This is a genomic window from Clostridium sp. CTA-6 (assembly GCF_054768115.1).
The window spans coordinates 240,658-263,230 of record NZ_BAAAAU010000004.1; the positions used below are offsets into that span (position 1 = coordinate 240,658).

Here is a 22,573-nt window from a genome sequence, read left to right on the forward strand (position 1 = left end):
GATTTAATGTATATTATATTTAAGATAGATTTCAAAAGAAGAGAGGGAATTTTGTGAGTGTCTAGTATCTAAAATAGTTAAGTTAATATTAATTCTAAAAAATAGGGGTTTTATACCTTTTATTTGTTATGGAATTAATTTGTACTATTAAAGATACAAGTCCACGAATTTACTTTAAAGGGGTAATATATTACCTTTATTAATTGTTGAATTTTAAGCTGTGGGAGTATCCATAGCTTTTTTTATTATATAAAAATAGAAATCTATCAAGATTTCGTAGACTTGTATTGTAATAAAAAATACAAGGAGAGATCATTGAGATGAATAAAGAAACATTAGAAAAATTACATTATTATGAATTAAAAGAAATGATAAAAGAATATTGCGTCAGCGGCTTAGGAAAAAGATTGATAGACAAATTAGAACCTAGTAGTAATATAAAGATTGTAAATCAAAGACTAGATGAAACATCTGAGGGAAGAAGATTATTAGATGCCTCTTATAATATACCATTAGAGGGCATTTTCAATGTATTACCTCTTATCGAAAAAATTGAAAAAGGAGCATCTTTAGAACCCACTGATTTGACTATGATGTCAAATTTTTTAAGAGGATGCAGGAAGGTTAAGTTATTCATAAAAGACAAAGAGGGATATGCGCCTACATTGAGTGCTTATGGAGAGAATATTTGTGATTTGAGTTATATTGAAGAGGAAATAAATAGATCAATTAGAGGTAGTGTAGTTGACTCAAATGCTAGTAAGGAACTTAAAAAAATAAGAAGAAATATTGATATATGTGAAGGTAAGATAAAGGAAAAATTAGATAAGTTCCTTAAAAATAGTGCAAATAAAGAGTATATTCAAGAATTCTTTATTAGTCAGCGTGATGGAAAACATACCATTGCAATTAAGACAGCACATAAAAATAAAGTAGAGGGAACTATCGTTGAAACATCTTCAAAGGGAACAACAGTGTTTATGGAGCCAAATGTTATCTCAAAGTATACAAGTGAATTAACAGTATTAAAAGCAGAAGAAAGTGTGGAAGAATACAAAATCCTAGCTACTTTAACAGAGATGATTTTTGAAAGAATAAAAGATCTGAAGATGAATGTTGATGTTATATCTGAATATGATATGATTTGGGCAAAAGCTAAATATAGTAAAGTAATAAATGGAATTAAACCTAAATTAAATGATTATGGATATATAAAAATAATTAAAGGGAAATATCCTCTTATTAAAGATAGTATACCTTTAGACTTTGAAATTGGAAAAGATTATAGAGGATTAATAATAACAGGGCCAAATGCAGGAGGTAAAACAATAGTATTAAAGACAATTGGGCTTCTAACATTAGCAATACAATCTGGATTTCACATAGAAGCTAAAGAAGGAACAGAATTTTCAGTATTTAAAAAGTTATTTGTTGATATTGGTGATAATCAAAGTGTTGAAAATGCATTAAGTACATTTTCATCTCATGTAAAAAATCTAGCTGAAATAATTAGAGAAAGTACAAAATCAACACTATTATTGTTTGATGAAATCGGTAGCGGAACAGAACCAAATGAGGGGTCTGCTTTGGCTATTGCAATATTAGAAGAATTGTATCACAAGGGCTCTATAACTATATCAACTACTCATTATGGAGAAATAAAAAACTTTTCAAAAGAACATCCTGATTTTGAGAATGCAGCTATGGAGTTTGAGAAAGAAACTTTAGAACCATTATATAAGCTTAGCATAGGAAAAGTAGGGGATAGTAATGCTTTATATATTTCTAAAAAGATGGGATTATATGATTCAATTATTAATAGAGCAAAAAAATATATGGACACTAAAAGTTATAATTATAACTTAATAGAAGACAGCAAAATTATAAAAAATAAAAAGTTACAAGCAGAGGAAGATTTTTATGAATACTCTGTAGGGGATAAAATTATTCTTTTAGAAAATAATGAATCAGCTATTGTGTATAAAGAAAGAGATAGATTAAATAATGTGACTATACTATATAATAAAGAATTTATTGAAGTTAACTATAAAAGAATAAAACTAGAATTAAAGGCAAGTGATCTTTATCCAGAGGGGTATGATTTAAATCAGTTATTTATAAGTTATAAGGAAAGAAAGTTAGAAAAGGATATTAAGAGAGGATCTAAAAAAGCATTAAAAAGAATAAAAAAAGAAACTTTAAAACGTTCTAAATAATATTTATTAAACCTGTAGGCAATTTAATTAAAGATATAAAAAGTGTTAGAAAAAATTTATCTAAAGCAAAAATATTAAATGAATCAAGCAATAATTTTAATGAAGGTATGGATGATTTTAAGAATAAAAATTATGAATCTGCAATCTAAAAGAATAGCAGAATCAGACAACTACAATGTTTGGTCTGTATATCTTAAAGAAGGGGTAAATACACTTAAAATAAATGTACCAAATGAGGATGCAGAAAATGTTATAGCTAAACTGGAAGGATCATTACTTATAAATAATCTTTATTGGAGGATTTGCTTTATGGTAAAGTTTGAATTTCAATACACAGAGATTGATGGATTGCTGTACCCTAATATTGAAATTGCATCCCATGCCGAAAGAAGATACCATGGAACGTATTCATATCTCTATACAAGCTCAGATGGTTTCAGATGAGTTTGTAGTAGCTAAACTTATCTGTATTTAGGAAAAAAGGCGAACGCCAGACAACGGATTTGTGTCTGGCGGTCGCTTTTGCTATTTGCTGTGCGAGGGCGAATATTTATAAAAAGAGATCATTCATAATACTTGCCCGTCAACTCAGCAATGCTGATTCGTATTACGGCAGTACCTCGGACCATATTTTCGGGAAGCGGTGCGTCCGTCAAATGGGGAGTATATTTTTCCACAATTTTCTGTAGCACCATTTTTTTCTCTCCCATGTCCTCGACCAAAGCGGCGCTTCCTGTTGCAATTGCACTCTCATATTTTGTATTCGTATCACAGGGCTTACCGTTTGCATCAAGCAGGAGCTCCTGCATATCATACACAGTAAATCCTACTTTACTGTCACGAATGATATTGTCAATCTTTTGTCCCTTCGGCAGCCCATGCACATAAATGCACTCATTTATATGGACAAAGTGAACCGGCGTATTATATGGGGTGCCGTCTGCATTGAGGGTTGCCAAGCTGCCCGTTTGTACTCTTGACAATAAATCATTCAACCCTTCTTCTGATAAAGGGTGCGTTTTCATTCTGTATTGCATATCAATATCCTCCTGTAGTTAGCTATTTTGTTTTAATACGAAAAAAGAAGTACCACCAGTGAAAGAGCATGACTGCAATGAGAAAACATCTCGCAGGTAAAATACGGATCGTCGCAAATGCAATCATCATAAAGGTGGACGCGAATATTAAAATTGAAAGCTTTGCTTTAAGCGTCATCGTTCTTTCCTTTATATAGTTTTCTATATACTTCTGATAGATATGGGTATTACAAAACCAGTGATGGAACCGGGAAGACCCTTTCGCAAAGCAATAAGTAGTGATCAGTAGAAATGGCGTTGTAGGAAGAACCGGCAGCACTACACCCAGCAGTCCAATTCCCAAAGATACAAATCCCACGGTGAGGTAAATAAATTTCACTAATTTAGATCTGCGCTCATATTTAATTATTTCTTCTTCAGATTTTTTGGAAACCATCCTTTTTCACCCTTTCCTTCTGTCGACGTAGTTCTCTGATGCTCCAAAACAGGGAAAATCCCAAAACAGCCAACAGAACAGATATCACTATATGGCCTACTGCTAGAGATACAACATTACAATCAATCCCAAGCAATAAAAATGCGGGCCACACCTTTTTGCCAAAATAATACTCTATTTTAATCACCACTGGATGCAATACACCAATAATGAAAAACGATCCGATTCCTATTGCAATTCCATACCAATTCATCGCTTCCACTCCGCTTCCACTCCGCTTCCACTCTATCTCAGATTATGAAATCGTACATCTTCTCTACGCTTTTAATCAGAAAGCATTTTGTTATAGTATTATAAAATTTTTTTGTAGATAATAAATAATTATACAGTAATATCGTCCCCTTGATAAGAGACGGTATTGGCATTTTTATAGGATACAGTTTTGCATTTAGGAAGTTTTATATTTAACTAACTTATAATGTTACCCATATTATTTTTGCAACTGTATCCTAAATAAAAGTTCATTCCGGCTCTTAGCATAGGGATGGTTTTGTAATATACTTAAAAATATATGCGGTACAATTTAGAATTTATCTGTATGTAATGTGGTGTAAATATTAAAGGAGGCGATGGTATGAGGCGAAAAGAAAGAAAAATAAAAGATATTAACGATATTTTCCAAGTTATTGAAAATTGTAGTGCTGTTCATGTTGGTATGGTGGATGAAGGCAAGCCATATGTTGTAGCGCTTAACTTTGGGTATGACCGCGAAGGCGATGACTTAATCTTGTATCTTCATAGTGCCATGGAAGGCAGGAAAATGGATATTTTAAGAAAAAATCCAGCAGTGTATTTTCAAATGGATTGTGTAAATGAACTGATCAAAACAACACCGGAAAACCCTTGTGCGTACAGTTGGAGGTTTGACAGCGTAATGGGCAGTGGAAATGTAGAATTTATTGAAGATGAAACAGGTAAGTCACATGCGCTCAATCGCATTCTCCAGCATCTTGACAAGACCGATGCGCAATATAATTTCCCTTCTCAAGCACTCTCTAAGACCTGTGTTTTTCGGGTTTGCTCAAATGATTTTACCGGAAAGCGCCGTAGATAAAGGAATAGCCGTTTAATTTTCTATGGGTCTACCCATCCTTTCACAAATAATAATGCTTGTGGTATCCTAGTACGAAAAAGGATTTTAAATGATTAAAGGTGTAGCTTTTGACGCATATGGTACTGTGTTCGATGTATTTTCTGTCGCGCAAAAATGCATAGTAGCGTACCCCGGGAAATGGTAAGCCATTAGCCAATTTTGGAGAGAAAAGCAGTTAGAATATTCATGGCTGCAAACATTCCCGGAGATTGTTTTCTGCCTTCCTAAATGTCATACCCAGTTTTTGAAGTTCTTCTAATTCAAGAGAGCAGATAGCATCAGCATCGACAATTTCCAGCCTATCCTCTAGTCTTTTCCAGATTGTCGCTTGCGCCCGAGTGGAGATTTGTTGTCCGATGATATGATGAACGACAGAAGAAAAAAGATCGCTATCGACTGCCCGGTATATATGCCCAATTCGGTCAATTGCCGTCCCCAGCAATTCATCGCGGCTTTTTAAAAATTCAGTTTCTTCGCGGCCATATTCAAAATACAAAACATCACCTCCATCCATTACAATTTTAGCATAGGCATTTGGTAACTTTCTTCTCAATTTTGGATATTCAATTCGAGGTATAGCAAGCTTCTGTTTTAAAAGTTTCAGCTATAAAAACGCCGGTGTATGCGGTTCTATTCACTCTTGAAACCATGCCTTGTTTAAAAGTTCTACCGCAGGTACAATATCTTTTTCTTTTATCTTTCCATATCCCAGCACGACAGCATTGCCCGAATAACGGCCCTTTTCTAGCCAGAACGGAGATACTGGGCGCACCTGAACACCATACCGCATAGCTTTTTGTACAAGAGTGTCCTCTTGCTGTCCATCCACAAACTCAAGTAATATGTGCAATCCAGCATGATGACCGTAAACCCGAACTCGGTCGCCTATGATCTGCTGGATAGCGGCAATCAAGGTATCATGCTTTTTTTTCTGACTCAGGCAAACCCTGCGGATATGTTTTTCCCAATGGCCGTCTTGCATGAAATGTAGGAGTACCTTTTGCTCAATCAGCGGAATCGTGCATTGATACCCTCTGTATTTCTCCTGATAAGCAGCTAATAGCCAAGTTGGCAACACCAAGTAGGATATTCGCAGCCCCGGTGATAAAGCCTTAGAAAAAGTCCCAACATAGATCACGCGCCCAGCTTGATCGATAGATTGCAGTGACGGAATGGGTCTTCCCTTGTACCGAAACTCGCTGTCGTAGTCATCCTCAATAATCATCATGTCTCGCTGGTGTGCAAGATTTAATACCTCCATCCGGTTATGAATAGGCATAACCGCACCTGTTGGGAACTGGTGTGAGGGAGAGAGATAAACCATTGGAATCGATTGTGACGAAAGTTTTTGTAAATCAATGCCGTCTTCACGAACCGGAACAGGCAATATTTTAAAGTCGTTGCTTTGAAATACTGCTCTTGCACCGTCATAACATGGTTCTTCCATCGCTACGGTTTTTTTGCCCGAAAAAATTCTTATAATGGTCTCCAATGCAGACTGTGTACCGCTGCAAAGGATAATCTGTTCTGTTTCGCATTGTACTCCCCGGCTGTGATAAAGATATTGCTTTATCTGCTGGCGCAACTGAGGATCACCTTTCCCATCTCCGTAACTGTGCATTGAATGTGCCAGCGGTTCATCCAGAACGTTCCCCACATACGTCCCCCAGAGTTTCTTTGGAAAATTGGTTTCATCAAGCTCGCCATATTGAAAGCTATATTTGATTTTATCGGGGATCACGGCGAGATGTTCCGTCAACAGCTTGCTTTGCCGTTGCTCCTTGGGTGATTCCTGAATCAAATCAAACTCCAACTTGTTTACGATATACCCAGACCCCGGTATGCTCGTGATATATCCTTCCAACCTAAGTTGATCATAGGCATTTTCTACCGAGTTTCTGCCGACCTGCAATTCGCTGGCCAGCACTCGTGTGGAGATGACGCGTGATTCCACAGGTAAATTTCCGCTTATAATGTCCCGTTTCATTTGTTCATAAATTTGCTGATATATCGGTATATTGCTCCCACGGTCAATGTACAGCATATTTCACCCTCCTCACAATTTTTTTCTATTATTATAACACAATTTAAAACAGCCGTATCCTATAAAATGTTCTAAATCGTCTCTATGCTATAAGACACTTAATACAGTATGTGGGAAGAGTTTAAGACAAGAGAAACGCCGTAGGACTTCAAAATCCTACGGGAAATCTCAAAAACTGAAAACATTCTTATTGGCACTGGGCATTAATTCTATTCAGTTTTTTATTTGTGAGGATAATAAGAAATATGTTTTTTTCTTCCCACTATATATATTTATACAACATAGTTTTAATAATTATGATCAAAATACAATGTTTATAAATTAAAAGCGGTATTATTAGGTTATAAAAAAGTAAAAGTTTAAACTTTTATAAGTATTACTTTTTGTTTAATACTTACTAAATGGTATGCAACTTTAGTGACATAAGCTTTATAGAAAAGTATATTGTAAAATAAAGGTTGATATGTATATAATAAGTAATATACAAAAAGTGTAAAAATATATGTTAATTGGAGGTATATTATGAAAAAAGAAAAGATTTTCAGAAAGTTTTATTTGCTATTGATTGGAATTTTTATAATAGGAGCTATGTTTATAGATAATAATGTACAAGCTATGAATAAAAATTCTGAAGGTAGTACTAATTTAGTGATTTTATTTAATAACAATATCGATAATGATGTTAAAAACTTTATAAGTGAGTCTGGGGGGAAAATAACAAAAGAATTTACGGAAATTGGAGGAATGGAAGTTGAATGTAATTCTAAGTTAATACCTGAAATTCGAACTTATGATACAGTAAAATCAATAGCACCAAACCATAATATTGAAGTTCCAAAAGAAAAAACAATAGACTTTAAAGATTATATAAAAAGAGCAATAAATGTGGATAACAATGAAGATGGTGATTTATATAATGAATATCAATGGGATATTAAAAGAGTGACTAATAGTGGAAAAAGCTTTGAGTTAAATAGTGGAAATCATGATATAGTAATTGGTATTATAGATTCTGGAATAAAAAAAGATCATCCTGATTTAGAAAAAAATTTTATGGGTGGAGAGAATTTTGTACCTAAGGAATTTAATAGCGATAAAACAGAAACCGGAACCCCTAATGATATAGAAGATAGAGTAGGCCATGGAACATATGTAGCTGGAAATATTGCTGCCAATGGTAGGGCTAAGGGAGTTGCCCCTAATATTGGATTTAAAAGTTATCGTGTTTTTGATTCAGAAAAAACTACAAATGCCACAATAGTATCATCAGCAATAATAAAAGCAACTAATGATGGTGTAAAGGTTATTAATCTAAGTATGACAGGTTACGACTTAAAAGGAAAGTGCTATTGGACTGATCCTGACACTGGAATCAAACATGATTTAGGTGATGATGCAGCAGAATATGAGTTATATAAACGTGCAATTGGGTATGCAATAAAACATAAAGTTACTGTAGTTACCGCTGCTGGAAATGATGGCCTTGATTGTAGTGATACAAAAAAATTAACAGAATTCCTTAATGAAAAAAATGGGAAATATGGATTTGAATATGAAGGATTGACTTATGTAGTTCCTGGAACCATTGATGGCGTTATAAATGTTTCAGCCACTGGAAAAACTGATGAAATTTCTGCATATTCGAACTATGGCAAAAAATTTATTGATGTGGCAGCACCTGGAGGCGATTTCCCTGATTTGTGTTTAAATACGGGAATCAGTGATACTGGGTATGTGTTTGGGGAAGGAACTTCAATATCAGCACCAAAAGTTTCAGCAATAGCAGGTCTTATTTTATGTAAAAATCCTCACCTTAAACCTAAAGACGTAGCAAAAATAATTTATAAAACATCTGAAAAACTACATGATAATGAATCGAAGGAATATTATGGTGCTGGACTAGTTGATGCACATTCAGCATTAGTAGAATAAAAAAGCAAAATTTCTGCAAAAATTAGAAATTTAAGTTTAATAAATATAAATAAATCACTAAATCCATATATTGACATATTTAATAAAATATGTATAATGTATATAGAAGGACAAGCTCCTACAACTATAGTACCTTGTAAAGATTATAAAGAAAATTTCATATTTTAAAACTTTTCTTAAGCTTTTAAAAAAGCCATATATTTAGATTGTTTGGATAGACACACTTAAAAAATTTATGGCTGTATTAGTTATTCATATAATTAGCTATTTACTTAAAATTAATAATAAAAATAGGATTAAAATTCAATAAATTAAGGAGGATATTATGATTGCAAGAACAACTAGTGAGTTAGATATTATACATTTCAAAGAATTCTTTTATAAATTAAAGAACAATAGTTATTTTGGGAGATTAGGGAAAACATTCCACACTGAAAAAAATTTATATTTTTTAGATACAGGAACTGGGAAAATAGCTAGACTAAATGAAAATGTATATAAAGTTTTAAAATGTTTGTTAGAAAATGATAGTTTTGATTCTTTATTTGAGCTAAATATATCAGAAGATAACTTAATTTTAGCATTAAATGAAATTAGAGAAGCAGTTGAAAAAGAACATATTTTATCTGCACCAATTCTAGAAACATTAACCGGAAATCCAGTGTTAAGGTTAGATGAAATGTTATCTAATAAAATACAAAATATTACTTTGGAACTTACAGAAAAATGTAATCTACGATGTAAGTATTGTATCTATAATCCATCCCATCCAGAGCATAGAGAGTTTGGACATAGGGATATGAATTTTGAAACAGCTAAAAAAGCCATAGATTTTTTTAACAATCATTCAGGTGATACTAAAGAGGTTTATATAGGTTTTTATGGTGGAGAGCCTTTATTAAATTTTGAATTACTTAAAAAGTGTATTGATTATGCAAAAATTAAAATTAAAAATAAAGACCTTTCATACTCTATGACAACAAATGCTACATTAATTACAGAGGATATTGCTAATTTTTTAGTTGAAAATAAGGTAAGTATAACAGTAAGTTTAGACGGTCCTAAACTTATTCACAATGAAAACAGAGTTTATGCCAATGGTAAAGGAAGCTTTGATGATACAGTAAGAGGTTTAAAAAACTTAGTTAAAGCATATAAAAGAATTGGCGCTAGTCCTTCTTTTGGATTCAATATAGTTACCTCCGGTCCTAATTATGAAGAAAAGTATGACCAAATTCATAACTTTTTTAAAAATTTAGACTGGCTTCCTAGTGATCTACCAATTTTATGTAGTACTGTAGATCCAGGACCAAAAGAGATGGAATATGTATTACCTCAAAGCAAAGACGAAAAGTACTATATTAATAATATCCATGAACCATTATTTGACTGGAGTGATAGAAAAAAACAAAAATCACCTAATGAGCAGCTATTTTCGCAAGGAGGTTTAAATAAAGAATTATTAAGAATTCATAAAAGATTATTAACTGATAAACCTGCTAAACAATACGGAATGAATGGCTGCTGTGTTCCAGGATATAGGAAAATGTTCGTGACAGTTGATGGAAATTTTTATCCATGTGAAAGAGTTGGTAATATTCCTTCACTAGGAAATGTAGATATAGGTTTAGATATTCCTAAAATAAAAAAATTATATGTTGAAGATTTTATAAATGAAGCCAAAAAATATTGTAAAAATTGCTGGGCAGTAAATCTTTGCAGTGCTTGTTATACCAATAGCTATGATGAAAATGGTGTTCACTATAGCTATAGACATGAGAAATGTATTGATGAAAGAATTGCCATAGAATCTTCTTTAGTCAGATATCACTCTATATTTGAAAATAACCCACAAGAACTAGGAAAATTGAATGAAATGGAACTTACGTAATAGATCATTTAAGAATAAATACTTTTATTAATTATAAAAGTTATTTATATAAAATTATATGTTTGTAATAACTATAATAGTGACATTTTAGAAAGACATTATTATAAATGTTAAGGGGGTGAAATTATGAAATTTATTAATCCTTTTGGAAGGACAGTTGGAGATGGTGTTCAACCACAAGCTTGTATGTGTAGTTTAAATGAGTATGCATCATATAGAGGTAGTGATAGCTGTTTTCATTGTGGCTGTGGCTGTGAAGATGGCAGTAAACAACATAGAGCTGGAAACAAGAAAACTTCTGCTAACGCCGATCGTAAAAGTTAACAATTAAACCTTATTTTTATATAACGAAATATCTAAATTATTTAGATATTTCGTTATTTCACTAAATTAGTATTTTAAGTATATGATTAAATAAATCTATAGATATACAGGTGGGGCAAATATATAATTTAATAAAACAATGTATATGGTAAAAAATCACTAACAAAGGAGCCTTAGATAAATAGGCTCTTTTTATAATTATACATAATTTTTATATTAAATATAATCTTTTTAGTTTAGTTCTAACTAATGTACAAAATGAAATTATTTAATGTACACTAGATAAATTTATGTGGGAGGCTATTGCTATATGACTACAAAATTCAATTTTAAAAAAATTTTCAATTTATATAGAAGAATTTATCTTTTGTTATCAGAAATTGATAAAAGAGTTTTATACTTAATCATGTTTAACCAAGTTATAATAGGAGTTATACCTAGCTTAAGGGTAATACTTATTCAATACATTTTAAATGGTATTCAAAAACCCTCCATTTCCCTTAGTAAGGTTTTTGTTCTGGTTATAGCCTATATTACAATGGAGATATGTAATGACTCAATAAATAAAATTATAAGTTATATAACTTTTAAATTTAAAAATAAAGCAACCTTAAAACTTAACTTATTAGTTTTGAATAAAACTAGTGAGCTTAATTTGAAAAATTTTGAGAATACCGATGTATATAATATGATTCAGAGAGCTCAAAGCCAAGCTGATGAAAGTGTATTTACTTACTTTATGTCAGTAATTTCATTAGTTTCTTCAATTATAACATTAGCCACTAACATCGGAATATTATTAGCCTGGAGATGGTGGTTACTTGTCATAATTGTATTCATCTCGACTTTTAAGACAATTGTAATGATACATTATAGCAAAAAACAATATGAATTAATTCGAAATCGTACAACGGAAGAAAGAAAGAAATGGTACTACCAATTTTTGTTGACTAATGATTTAGCATTTAAGGAAATTAAAATGTATAAACTTTTTGATTATTTTATAAAACAATTTAAAATTATATATAATAAATTTTTCGATCAGGATAGAAAAAATTATAAAAGCATGTCAATATCTGATGGAGTTATTACACTAATAGATGATTTATGCTTGGGGGGGATCTTTGTTCTAAGTATATTAGACGCTAAATATGGTCGGATAATGATTGGTGATGCAATTGCATACATTACAAGTATTTCAAATATAAAAAGTAGTATAGAATTATTTTCTGGAAAATTTGTAGAAGTTGTACAACAAACGCTGTATATAAGCCAAATATTTGAGTTTATTGATATGAAAGTAGATAGTAACAATGATAATGATAAAAAAATCACTATAAATAAAATTAATAGTATTAAAATTGAGAATTTAAGTTATAAATACGAAAATTCGAATCATTATGTTTTGAAAAATATAAACCTAACATTATTAGATGGTGATATAGTTTCCTTAGTTGGTAAAAATGGATCTGGGAAATCTACTCTCGTAAAAATTATAGCTGGATTTTATGATGATTATGAGGGGAATATATTTGTCAATGATATTAATCTAAGACTTATTGATATAGAATCATATCAAAAGGTAATAGGTATTTTTTTTCAAGACTATAGTAAATATGAATTATCTCTTAGAGAGAATGTAGCTATTGGAAATCTTGAGGATATCAATTCAGACAAAAAAATTAAAAAGGCATTATCATTGACAGGAATGGATAAAGTTTTTTCATTAGAAACTCAATTAGGCTATTGGTTTGAAAATGGAACACAGTTATCTGGTGGGCAATGGATTAAAATTGCACTTAGTCGCACTTTTATGAGAAATTCGGATTTTTATATATTAGACGAGCCTAATGCCTCTTTAGATGGTATTTCAGAAAAAGAAATACTTGAAAACTATAAATTATTAGTAGGAAAAAAAATAGGTTTAATTGTAACACATCGACTTTCTAGTGCCAGATTTTTATCTAATAAAATAGTCTTGCTAGATAAGGGCGAAATAATAAGTATTGGTAACCATGATGAGTTACTTGAAAAATCAACAGTATATAAAGGAATGTATGATCCCGAATATCTGAGATCTACTAAATCTTCATAAGCACTAATTAATTTATGAATAAATTCTTTTTTATATTAGTTATACTAAAAATAAAAGGAATGTTTTTATTCTTCTAATAAGCAGTTATTTAACTTTAAATACATTTAAAATCAATCTACCTAATGAGAATGCAGAAAATGTTCATTACTTATAAATGAAATTGGACAAGGAACTTATGCGAATAGTACTAAAATTCCTAATGATGGATGGTATATATTGGAAATAACGGCCGCCAATGGATATAACTGGAAGTTTGAATAATTTATAAAGAAGACTGGATAGTTAATTCTATTCAGTTTTTTATTTGTGAGGATAATAAGAAATATGCTTTTTACTTCCTGCTATATATATCTATACAACATAGTTTCAATAATTATGATCAAAATACAATGTTTACGAATTAAAAGCGGTATTATTATGTTATAAAAAAGTAAAAGACCAGAATTATATAAATAACTTTCAAAATGGTGAATAGCTTTTAGTTTAATAAATTTATTTTAGATTATGGTTTGAAATTAAGTTAATAGGATATGTTATAATAATGTGTATTGTAATTTGTTAAATAGTTTAAATAATATAAATAAAACTAAAATTTGTAATTGCAAAAGATAAAGGAGAAAAAATGTTATTTGAAAATTTAGAGATAATTAAGCCTATTCAAAAAGCTTTAAAAGAAGAAGGATATAAAAAAACTACCCCAATACAAGAAAAATCTATTCCTTATATATTAGATGGAAAAGATTTGGTTGGTTGTGCACAAACTGGTACTGGAAAAACAGCAGCCTTTGCAGTTCCTGTATTACAAAATCTTTCTAAGGATAAGAAGGTTAATAAAAATCCTAGAACTATTAGAGCATTGGTATTAGCCCCTACTAGAGAACTTGCTATTCAAATAGGAGAAAGCTTTGAATGCTATGGTAAATATATAAATCTTAAAAGTGCAGTTATTTTTGGTGGAGTATCACAAAATCCTCAAACAAAGGCACTTAGAGAAGGTGTGGATATACTAATTGCAACTCCAGGAAGAATGCTTGATTTATTTAATCAAAAGTATATTGATTTACGTAACATAGAATGTTTTGTTTTAGATGAGGCAGATCGTATGCTAGATATGGGTATGATTCATGATGTTAAAAAAATAATATCAAAGTTACCTAAGGTTAGGCAAAACTTATTATTTTCTGCAACCATGCCATCTGAAATTACAAAGCTAGTAGATTCTATTGTAAAAGATCCAATAAGAGTAGAAGTGACACCAGTTTCATCTACAGTAGATACTATTACACAAGAAGTATATCATGTTCGTAAAAAGCAAAAGAGATCTCTACTTAAACATTTGCTTAAAGATGAATCTATAGAGTCTGCTTTGGTATTTTCAACAACAAAACGTGGAGCAAATATGATTGCAAAAGATCTTGTTGAAGCAGGCATAGAAGCTGAAGCTATCCATGGCAATAAATCACAAAATGCAAGACAACGTGCTTTAAATAATTTTAAGGAAGGTAAAATAAGAGTTTTAGTTGCAACAGATATAGCAGCAAGAGGTATAGATGTTAATGAACTATCTCATGTATTTAATTATAATCTGCCAGATGTTCCTGAAACTTATGTTCATAGAATTGGACGTACTGGAAGAGCTGGAGCTAAAGGTGTTGCAATTTCTTTTTGTGATATTGAAGAAATAAAATCTCTTAAAGCTATTGAAAAACTTATCCACAAGGAGATACCAGTAGTAGAAGATCATCCTTATAAAATAAGACATATTAATGAGGATGAAGTTAAGAAGGAAAACACTAAAAATAATTATAATAAAAGACCTTCCTCTAAAAGACAGGGTGGAAATTGGAGATATAGTAACAATAGAAGAAAGAATAATTCAACAAAACAGATTAAGAAATAAATTAATATAAATATAAAAAAAGATGATTTCTGTATTAACAGGAGTCATTTTTTTATTTTGGGTGGAAATAAAAAGTTAACAATGCAATTTAAACATGATTCAGTAAAAATTCAATTATGTTAAAAGCAGTGGTGTTTATTACATATAAAATCCTATGTAGAATTTTATAGAAAAATTCAGAATATTTAGTGAAGAATAAATACATAATATGATATAATATATTCATATTAATTTTATAAGTAAAAAAATATAGGGTATAAATTGTGTATTATAAGGTTGCATTAATTAATTATGAAAAAATAGTTTTGTAAATAAATAAAATTACTCCATTATTTATTTTAGGTATTAAAATATAAGATTTATATTTTATTGGATTTTATTGATTATAGTATGATAAATCAATAGTTTATAGTAGTTTATAAATATGCTACATATAGGTCAAAGATGGATATTTTTTTCGCTAGATTTGTTCATTGATTCTGCTCTCATTTCTGGTAGGTAATATTTTTGTACTAAAACCACTATATTTCAAAAAGCTCAGAGTAATCAATGTTCATATAATTTCACAGAACTTACTATAAATATAGGAGGTAAAATTATGAATAAGGAAGAATTAAAGACTATTAAGCAGGCTATAATAAATGAAAATGAAGGTTATGAATTTTATAAAATGGTGTCAAAAGATACAAATTCAGAAGAGGCTAAAAAAGCATTCCTAGAATTGGCAGAAGAAGAATTAAAACATGTGAAATGGTTAAAAGATTTATTCACTAAACTAAAAGATAATAAGGTGGATAGCATAGACTTAAAAGAGATTCAAGTAGCTTCACCAAAGATATTTGCTTGGGAAAATTTAGATAGGGAAGGTGCTTCAAAAGCAGTGTCAGTATTTGGTATAGGGATTCAAATGGAAAGAGATTCTGTAGACTTTTATAAAAAGGCTGCTAAAGATACAGAAGTTCAAGAGGCTAAAGTAATATATGAAGAATTAGCTAAGTGGGAACAAAGTCACTTAGAACAATTTTATAAAGAATATGAAACATTAATGGAAGAATGGTGGAGTGAGCAAGGATTCGAGCCATTTTAAAGAATAAAATTACCTGCATCTTAATTTTTAGATGCAGGTTTTTAAATTATAATAGAATGTAAATAAATTGTATATAAAAGTACAAAAATCTCATCTTAGATATAGTTGACTAATCAACTATATTGTGATATATTGAAAAACAGTTGATAAGTCAACTATAGGGGGATTATACATGAAAAAAAGAAATCTTTTAAACAAATATATAGCAATGATAGATAGATCGTCACAAGGCTATTTAGATGAAGCCTTAAAGAAGTATGAGTTAAGTTCAGGAACATATCCTTTTATTTTGGCACTATATGACAATGAAGGCATAAATCAAAACGCTTTAAGTGAGTGTGTAAAGGTAGATAAGGCTCTTTCTGCTAGAGCTATAAAAAAGCTTATAGAACTTGGATATGTAGAAAAAATTATAAATAATAAAGATGCAAGAGCATATAAATTATATCTTACAGAAAAGGCTAAGGCTGTTGTTCCAAAAATTAGGGAAGCCTCAGATGGTTGGTTACATATAATAACTAATGGATTAACAGAGGAAGAGAAAGAAACTGCAGAATGTTTACTAAAAAATATGTATATGAATATTAAGGAGTCTAAAGCTAAAAACTAATATAACTAAAGAGGAGGAAAACTACATATGGTTAATAGAACTAAAGAAGAAACTAATACATATAAAAATAATTGGATAATACTTGCTATAGTAGTTATGTCACCGTTTATGGCATGTCTTGATAGTAGCATAGTAAATGTAGCTTTACCAGTTATGGCAAAAGAACTTTCTACATCTATGGCAGGTATCCAACAGGTTGTTACAAGTTATCTTATAGTAATTTCCGCAGCTATACTTATATTCGGAAGATTAGGAGATATAAAAGGAAAAACAAGTGTATTTAAATATGGATTTATAATATTTGTTTTGGGATCTTTTTTATGTGGAATATCAACTACACTTAATTTTTTAATATTTTCAAGAATTGTTCAAGCAATAGGAGCAGCAATGACTATGTCTACAAGTCAAGGAATTATAACACATACATTTCCACCTAATGAAAGAGGTAGAGCACTTGGAATTTCTGGTACATCTGTTGCACTTGGAACTTTACTTGGACCACCTTTAGGAGGATTAATAATATCAGTAGTAAGTTGGGAATATATATTCTTGATAAATGTTCCTATAGGATTAGTAGCATTTATAGCAGCAATGAAATATTTACCTAAGGATAAGGTGAAAAGTGATCAATCTCTAGATATTAAAGGCGCAATACTTTTTATTATATCTATAGTTGCTTTATTTTGGGCAATGCTTAAAGGTCAGCAAACAGGATATAATCATATTAATATAATTGTATCATTTATAATATCATTAATATGTTTTATTGTATTTATTATATTAGAATTAAAAATTGAAAACCCTATGTTGGATTTATCAATATTTAAAAATAGAGTGTTTTCTGTTAATATATTTAGTGCTTTTGTAATGTTCATAGGAATAAGTTGTATAAATATAATACAACCATTTTATCTTCAAGATGTACTAAAATTATCACCAGGAAAAACAGGACTTATAATGATGGCATATCCTATTGTTTTAAGTATTGTAGCCCCAATAAGTGGATATTTATCAGATAAAATGGGGAGTAAAAAACTTACATTAGCAGGGATCGTAGTAGCATCTATTGGATTATTTTGTATGGTATTTTTAAATGAACAATCAACATTTTTGATGATTACATTATTGTTATCTGTAGTAGCATTAGGAAATGGATTATTTCAATCTCCTAATAATTCATTAGTTATGTCATCAGTTGAAAAAACTAAATTAGGAATAGCAGGTGGTGTAAATGCTCTTATTAGAAACTTAGGATTTATTTTTGGAGTTTCAATTTCAACCACCATATTGTATAACAGAATGAGTTATACAATAGGTTATAGAGTGCTAAGCTATGTGGAAGGAAGAGGAGATGTATTCATCTATGGAATGAGATGGGTATATTTTATCGCAGCAGTGTCATGTATTATTGGATTTTTAGTATCCTTAATTAGTAAAATAAAATTAAAATCAGATATATAAAAATATAATAATAGAAATGATTTTTATATGCTCTCTTTATAGTAGATAGTTGAAATAATAAAGCTGCTACTATTAAGGGAGTTTATTTTTATTAATTACATATGTTAAAAGTTTATGTCACATTCATTTCAATACGGAATATCGAGTATTCTGTATTGGTGGATAAAAGAAGTTATGATAGTACATAAAAACTTTATGATTTTAATCATAAGAAGGTCAGAATTTAAAATATTATATTAACATAGTTTCTTGGGAAATATTATATAATTTTAAAAAGGATATATGGAATATGAAACAGGATTTAGTATTTTGGTATCATTAACACCAAAATAGATATTTCCCTAAGAAAAAGTAGGGTTTAAAAAGAATTTTTGTGATGTCTATTTGGGACTAAAGTTTGTCGGAACAGAGCGGACAAGGTAATTAAATACTAGTATAATAATATTAGGTTATATGAGACTAACTTTAGTATAAACAGAGTTCTTGGCTCTAGAGGGAGTTTTTACTCCCACTAAAGCTTAGAAATCGTTATCCAGAGACGTAACCGCTCTTTACTCCCACTTTGAAGAAGACGGGAGTATTAGAGCGGGTAGTCATCGGATAAAGTTTTCTAATAAGATTTATAAATAGAATTTTACAGGGGGAATTTTTATGAAAATAACTGTTTTGGTAGAAAATAATACTAGTAATCCTAATTGTGAGCCTAAGCACGGGTTGAGTTTACATATACAAACAACCCATCACTGTATTCTTTTTGATTTTGGACCGGATGGGTCTACTTTATTAAAAAATGCTGATGTTTTGGGTATTGATCTGTCCAATGTAGATACTGCTTTTCTTTCACATGGACATATAGATCATGGTGGTGGATTGAATACATTTTTGGAGGGTAATGCTAATTCTATGATTTATGCTCGTCCAGACGCTTTTTCATCACATATAATAAAAGTGTTTGGAAAAGACTATGCTGTAGGAGTAGATCCAGATTTAACCAATTATCCTCAGATAGTGCTAACTAAATCATCCCAGATTATTGATGAAGAGCTACAGGTATTTAGTAGTCCTTGTGGGAATGTGCTTAAGCCTATGTTTAATAACACTCTTTATGCTGAAAAAAATGGCGTGATGGTGGAGGATGATTTCTCTCACGAACAGAGTTTACTTATTACTGAAGGAGAAACAACTGTATTAGTAGGTGGTTGTGCTCATGGAGGGATTGTAAACTTATTAAACAAAGCAGAGGAGCTATTAGGTCGTCATGTAGACTTTGTGGTGTCTGGATTTCATCTATATGATCCACCTACTAAAAAGACTGAGCCAGAAAGTCGAATTGATGAACTAACTGCAAAGCTATCTAAACATTCAACACGCTATTTTACTTGTCATTGTACAGGTGAGACAGCTTTCAATCGACTTCATTATTTGTTAGGAGAGCAAATACATACACTTTCAACAGGTGAAGTAATAGAATTATAAATATTTTTTCTAAGACCATCCATTTTTATGGGTGGTTTAACTTTTTTAGATATCTAAAAGTTTAATGTATGGTAAAATATTTAGAAGAAAGTTAGAAATCATATAAAACTAGATAGTATTTATATAAAATAGATGTACTAGAATAAATAGGAAAGTAGGGGATTGGTGTTGAAAGAGAGTGATATGGCACAAGATCATGAGATTTTAAATAAAATAGCATCCATTCAAAAGCGTGATAAGGATGGGTATGAAACTATATATAAAATGGATTGCCCAAATGGAGTAGGGTCCATGACGGTTTATAAAGTATTTACTGGTATTGAGTTAATCATTAATGAATTTGAATCAACAACTTGTTTGTGTAATGTACCAAACTATGACAATATTATAGAAATCAATCACTGTGAAGAAGGTCGTCAGGAATGCGAGTTTTTAAGTGGTTCTTATTTGTATTTAGGTGAAGGTGATCTATCTATTCATACTATGAATAATCATGCTTATACCATGGGATTTCCTCTGAAATATTACAAAGGAATTTCTGTTCTATTATATTTAGATGAAATTGTAAGAGATGTACCAGAAATTTTGAAAGACATATCTATTGATATTTATGGACTCAAAGAAAAGTTTTGTATTAATAATGAGTGCTTTGTCATGCGGGCAAATGATAAAATTAAAAATATTTTTCCCGAACTCTACTATATACCGGAATCTGTTAAAAAAGCATATTTTAAGTTAAAAGTTTTAGAATTACTTGTGTTCTTGAATATAATAGATGTTTCAAAAAAGGGTCAAGGAGAATATTATTCCCAGCAACAGGTTGAAACCATTAAGCAAATTAAAAAGCTAATTACGGAAGATTTCAAACATAGATATACAATACAAGAGCTTGCAAAACAATACTGTATTAGCCAAACTACGTTGAAAACATATTTTAAAGGTATTTATGGAACTTCAATGGCTGCATATATGAAAAAATACCGAATGAAACAGGCTGCGGTTATGTTAAGGGAAACATCAAATAGTGTGGCTGATATCGCAATAAGTGTTGCATATCAAAGTCAAAGTAAATTTGCTGCCTCCTTTAAAGAAATTATTGGGATAAGTCCTTTTGAATATAGAAAAAAGTGTTTAGTAGAGACAAAAACTTCTCATCAAGAGTATATTTTTTTAGAATAATATAACTTGTATTTTTTAGATTGTCTTATTTTATTAATTTAAAAATATTTTTATAAATTTGTGCTATAATTTTTATGATGTATTTACCTTCTTTCGTTATTTTATTTTCCAATTAATTTAATATAAAAATATTACAGAGTATAAAACTATGTGATATCAAATCTTAATAAATTTGTTTGCTAAATTCAAATCAAAGATATTTATTTAAAAAAGACAATAAATAGAGGTTAGTAAACTTCAAATTTTTAAAATCACCAAAATTATAAAAAATATATAAATATTTATAGAATTAGAGGTTAAGAGAATGAAGTTTTGGAAAAAAATATTTATTTATTCAATGGTTTTATTTATTATTATATTTAATGGAGCAGGAATATTTATTATTGAGAACATATATAAAAGAGGTTTAGATAGGACTATAAAAATAGCTATAGATGAGCATAGAGGAATAGAAGGAAGTATTTATTTAAATAGAGATGTAATTGAAAAAGATGGTTTTTTAAAAGATTTGCAATTAAGACCTTTTTTGCAGATAGCCATTGCTAAATATTTTTATAGCGATAGAATAAACGAATCTGCTTTAGAATTCTATGATGAAAATAACAATCTGATATTTTCAAATTCCAATATAAAAATTAATAACGAGCGTATGGAAATAAATAATGCAAAATTAGAAGAAAGACTTTTTTTAATTAGAGAAATTAATGATAAAAAATATCTATTTATAACCTCTAAAATAAAAATACAGAATAATACAGTGAAATTTGTTTTAATAAAGGATATAACATATATTAATAATGAAAGGATAGAAAATTATAAAGTTTTTATATGTTTAGACTTAATTGTTTTTACAATACTTGGCTTAGGAATGTATTTTATTTCTAAAAGGGTAACAAAACCTATATTACAGTTTAGTCAAATATCAATGGAGATAGCACAAGGAAATTATACCAAACGAATTAGAATTAAGAATAAAAAAGATGAAATTGGTGAATTAGCAAATAATTTTAATATAATGGTTCAGACAACAGAGGAAACCATAGATGAATTAAAAAATTCAAATGAAGCAAAACAACGATTTATAAATAGTTTAACCCATGAATTTAAAACACCTCTTACTTCAATTATTGGATACTCTGATTTGCTTATAAAGGGAAATGTTAATGATAAAATTAAATTAAAAGCATTAAATTACATAAATTCAGAAGGCAAAAGATTAGAACAGCTATGTTCTACTTTAGTAAAATTAATATTGCTTAAACAGGAAAATTTAAATTTTGAAAGAGTATCCTTAAATGAATGTATTGCAAAGGCATGTGAGAGCCTAAATTTAAAGAAAGACAGTAAAAATATAATTATAAAATGTGAAGTGAATGATGTATATGTTAAAGGGGACAAGCAATTAATAAAGACACTATTAATTAATATTTTAGATAATGCAATAAAGGCATCAAAAGATGGAGGGATTATCGAGATAAAATCTAATTCTGAGGAAGAAAAAATTCAATTAGTGGTGAAGGATTATGGTGTTGGTATGTGTAAAGATGAACTAGATAAAATTAAAGAACCTTTTTATATGGTTGATAAAGCTAGAGATAGGCAAAAGAATGGACTTGGACTCGGATTGGCAATATGTGATGATATATGTACTATAAATCATATTAAGTTTAATATTAATAGTGAACTAAATAAAGGTACTGAAGTAATAATGGAATTTAATAAGGAGAATTAA

Annotated in this window: 17 protein-coding genes and 2 pseudogenes; 14 read left to right on the forward strand and 5 right to left on the reverse strand. The window is 29.9% G+C overall.

Annotation, left to right across the window (positions count from 1 at the left end):
• The first annotated feature begins 320 nt into the window (after nucleotides 1-320).
• Together ACYUDJ_RS08255 and ACYUDJ_RS08260 are read left to right on the forward strand one after the other, a co-directional pair.
• Nucleotides 321-2,216 carry an endonuclease MutS2 gene (locus tag ACYUDJ_RS08255; protein WP_043031428.1) on the forward strand — a complete coding sequence of 632 codons (1,896 nt, stop codon included), beginning with the start codon at nucleotides 321-323 and terminating at the stop codon, nucleotides 2,214-2,216.
• Between the two features lie 23 nt (nucleotides 2,217-2,239).
• Nucleotides 2,240-2,507: pseudogene (locus ACYUDJ_RS08260) on the forward strand (hypothetical protein); the annotation flags it as partial.
• A 272-nt stretch (nucleotides 2,508-2,779) separates the two neighbouring features.
• Here ACYUDJ_RS08260 and ACYUDJ_RS08265 read toward each other — a convergent pair.
• From ACYUDJ_RS08265 to ACYUDJ_RS08275, 3 genes and pseudogenes are all read right to left on the reverse strand, one after another.
• Entirely contained in the window at nucleotides 2,780-3,253 is a 474-nt protein-coding gene (locus ACYUDJ_RS08265) for a pyridoxamine 5'-phosphate oxidase family protein (RefSeq protein ID WP_043031430.1), read from the reverse strand.
• A 22-nt stretch (nucleotides 3,254-3,275) separates the two neighbouring features.
• On the reverse strand, nucleotides 3,276-3,689 hold the full coding sequence (locus tag ACYUDJ_RS08270) for a YbaN family protein (RefSeq protein ID WP_043031432.1): 414 nt from the start codon (nucleotides 3,687-3,689) through the stop codon (nucleotides 3,276-3,278).
• A pseudogene (locus tag ACYUDJ_RS08275) lies at nucleotides 3,659-3,942 on the reverse strand (DUF4491 family protein). Before ACYUDJ_RS08275 ends, ACYUDJ_RS08270 begins: the two are co-directional and overlap by 31 nt.
• A 381-nt stretch (nucleotides 3,943-4,323) precedes the next feature.
• Between ACYUDJ_RS08275 and ACYUDJ_RS08280 the strand changes: the two are divergent.
• A complete protein-coding gene (locus tag ACYUDJ_RS08280) occupies nucleotides 4,324-4,803 on the forward strand; it encodes a pyridoxamine 5'-phosphate oxidase family protein (protein ID WP_003488662.1) in 480 nt (159 codons plus the stop codon).
• Nucleotides 4,804-5,026: 223 nt separating this feature from the next.
• On the opposite strand, the gene ACYUDJ_RS08285 is transcribed toward ACYUDJ_RS08280, so the two are convergent.
• Nucleotides 5,027-5,356, reverse strand: a complete 330-nt coding sequence (locus tag ACYUDJ_RS08285) for a DNA glycosylase family protein (protein WP_003488665.1) — start codon at nucleotides 5,354-5,356, stop codon at nucleotides 5,027-5,029.
• A gap of 120 nt (nucleotides 5,357-5,476) precedes the next feature.
• A complete protein-coding gene (gene pdxR / locus ACYUDJ_RS08290) occupies nucleotides 5,477-6,886 on the reverse strand; it encodes a MocR-like pyridoxine biosynthesis transcription factor PdxR (RefSeq protein WP_043031434.1) in 1,410 nt (469 codons plus the stop codon).
• Between the two features lie 522 nt (nucleotides 6,887-7,408).
• Between pdxR and ACYUDJ_RS08295 the strand changes: the two genes are divergently transcribed.
• From ACYUDJ_RS08295 to ACYUDJ_RS08345, 11 genes are all read left to right on the forward strand, one after another.
• A complete protein-coding gene (locus ACYUDJ_RS08295; protein ID WP_003488669.1) occupies nucleotides 7,409-8,818 on the forward strand; it encodes a S8 family peptidase in 1,410 nt (469 codons plus the stop codon).
• 325 nt (nucleotides 8,819-9,143) lie between these two features.
• On the forward strand, nucleotides 9,144-10,709 hold the full coding sequence (locus ACYUDJ_RS08300) for a radical SAM/SPASM domain-containing protein (protein WP_043031436.1): 1,566 nt from the start codon (nucleotides 9,144-9,146) through the stop codon (nucleotides 10,707-10,709).
• Nucleotides 10,710-10,835: 126 nt separating this feature from the next.
• On the forward strand, nucleotides 10,836-11,033 hold the full coding sequence (locus ACYUDJ_RS08305) for an Apre_1838 family putative sactipeptide bacteriocin (RefSeq protein WP_003488674.1): 198 nt from the start codon (nucleotides 10,836-10,838) through the stop codon (nucleotides 11,031-11,033).
• A gap of 310 nt (nucleotides 11,034-11,343) precedes the next feature.
• A complete protein-coding gene (locus ACYUDJ_RS08310) occupies nucleotides 11,344-13,128 on the forward strand; it encodes an ABC transporter ATP-binding protein (protein ID WP_003488676.1) in 1,785 nt (594 codons plus the stop codon).
• Between the two features lie 622 nt (nucleotides 13,129-13,750).
• A complete protein-coding gene (locus ACYUDJ_RS08315; RefSeq protein ID WP_003488678.1) occupies nucleotides 13,751-15,028 on the forward strand; it encodes a DEAD/DEAH box helicase in 1,278 nt (425 codons plus the stop codon).
• Nucleotides 15,029-15,626: 598 nt separating this feature from the next.
• Complete coding sequence (locus tag ACYUDJ_RS08320; protein ID WP_003488680.1) at nucleotides 15,627-16,115, forward strand: ferritin-like domain-containing protein; 489 nt, start codon at nucleotides 15,627-15,629, stop codon at nucleotides 16,113-16,115.
• Nucleotides 16,116-16,287: 172 nt separating this feature from the next.
• A complete protein-coding gene (locus tag ACYUDJ_RS08325; protein WP_003488681.1) occupies nucleotides 16,288-16,725 on the forward strand; it encodes a MarR family winged helix-turn-helix transcriptional regulator in 438 nt (145 codons plus the stop codon).
• A 27-nt stretch (nucleotides 16,726-16,752) separates the two neighbouring features.
• On the forward strand, nucleotides 16,753-18,186 hold the full coding sequence (locus ACYUDJ_RS08330) for an MFS transporter (RefSeq protein ID WP_043031438.1): 1,434 nt from the start codon (nucleotides 16,753-16,755) through the stop codon (nucleotides 18,184-18,186).
• A gap of 651 nt (nucleotides 18,187-18,837) precedes the next feature.
• Complete coding sequence (locus tag ACYUDJ_RS08335; RefSeq protein WP_043031440.1) at nucleotides 18,838-19,662, forward strand: MBL fold metallo-hydrolase; 825 nt, start codon at nucleotides 18,838-18,840, stop codon at nucleotides 19,660-19,662.
• A gap of 165 nt (nucleotides 19,663-19,827) precedes the next feature.
• Nucleotides 19,828-20,841, forward strand: a complete 1,014-nt coding sequence (locus ACYUDJ_RS08340; RefSeq protein ID WP_080333487.1) for a helix-turn-helix transcriptional regulator — start codon at nucleotides 19,828-19,830, stop codon at nucleotides 20,839-20,841.
• Between the two features lie 304 nt (nucleotides 20,842-21,145).
• A complete protein-coding gene (locus ACYUDJ_RS08345; protein ID WP_003488688.1) occupies nucleotides 21,146-22,573 on the forward strand; it encodes a sensor histidine kinase in 1,428 nt (475 codons plus the stop codon).

Bases quoted from the DNA above. Each gene is read 5' to 3' on its own strand.
- ACYUDJ_RS08305 (WP_003488674.1), top strand. From the start codon at position 10,836: ATGAAATTTATTAATCCTTTTGGAAGGACAGTTGGAGATGGTGTTCAA.
- ACYUDJ_RS08325 (WP_003488681.1), top strand. From the start codon at position 16,288: ATGAAAAAAAGAAATCTTTTAAACAAATATATAGCAATGATAGATAGA.
- ACYUDJ_RS08310 (WP_003488676.1), top strand. From the start codon at position 11,344: ATGACTACAAAATTCAATTTTAAAAAAATTTTCAATTTATATAGAAGA.
- ACYUDJ_RS08300 (WP_043031436.1), top strand. From the start codon at position 9,144: ATGATTGCAAGAACAACTAGTGAGTTAGATATTATACATTTCAAAGAA.
- ACYUDJ_RS08270 (WP_043031432.1), bottom strand. From the start codon at position 3,689: ATGGTTTCCAAAAAATCTGAAGAAGAAATAATTAAATATGAGCGCAGA.
- ACYUDJ_RS08315 (WP_003488678.1), top strand. From the start codon at position 13,751: ATGTTATTTGAAAATTTAGAGATAATTAAGCCTATTCAAAAAGCTTTA.
- ACYUDJ_RS08335 (WP_043031440.1), top strand. From the start codon at position 18,838: ATGAAAATAACTGTTTTGGTAGAAAATAATACTAGTAATCCTAATTGT.
- ACYUDJ_RS08345 (WP_003488688.1), top strand. From the start codon at position 21,146: ATGAAGTTTTGGAAAAAAATATTTATTTATTCAATGGTTTTATTTATT.
- ACYUDJ_RS08320 (WP_003488680.1), top strand. From the start codon at position 15,627: ATGAATAAGGAAGAATTAAAGACTATTAAGCAGGCTATAATAAATGAA.
- ACYUDJ_RS08265 (WP_043031430.1), bottom strand. From the start codon at position 3,253: ATGCAATACAGAATGAAAACGCACCCTTTATCAGAAGAAGGGTTGAAT.
- ACYUDJ_RS08255 (WP_043031428.1), top strand. From the start codon at position 321: ATGAATAAAGAAACATTAGAAAAATTACATTATTATGAATTAAAAGAA.
- ACYUDJ_RS08280 (WP_003488662.1), top strand. From the start codon at position 4,324: ATGAGGCGAAAAGAAAGAAAAATAAAAGATATTAACGATATTTTCCAA.
- ACYUDJ_RS08330 (WP_043031438.1), top strand. From the start codon at position 16,753: ATGGTTAATAGAACTAAAGAAGAAACTAATACATATAAAAATAATTGG.
- ACYUDJ_RS08285 (WP_003488665.1), bottom strand. From the start codon at position 5,356: ATGGATGGAGGTGATGTTTTGTATTTTGAATATGGCCGCGAAGAAACT.
- ACYUDJ_RS08295 (WP_003488669.1), top strand. From the start codon at position 7,409: ATGAAAAAAGAAAAGATTTTCAGAAAGTTTTATTTGCTATTGATTGGA.
- pdxR (WP_043031434.1), bottom strand. From the start codon at position 6,886: ATGCTGTACATTGACCGTGGGAGCAATATACCGATATATCAGCAAATT.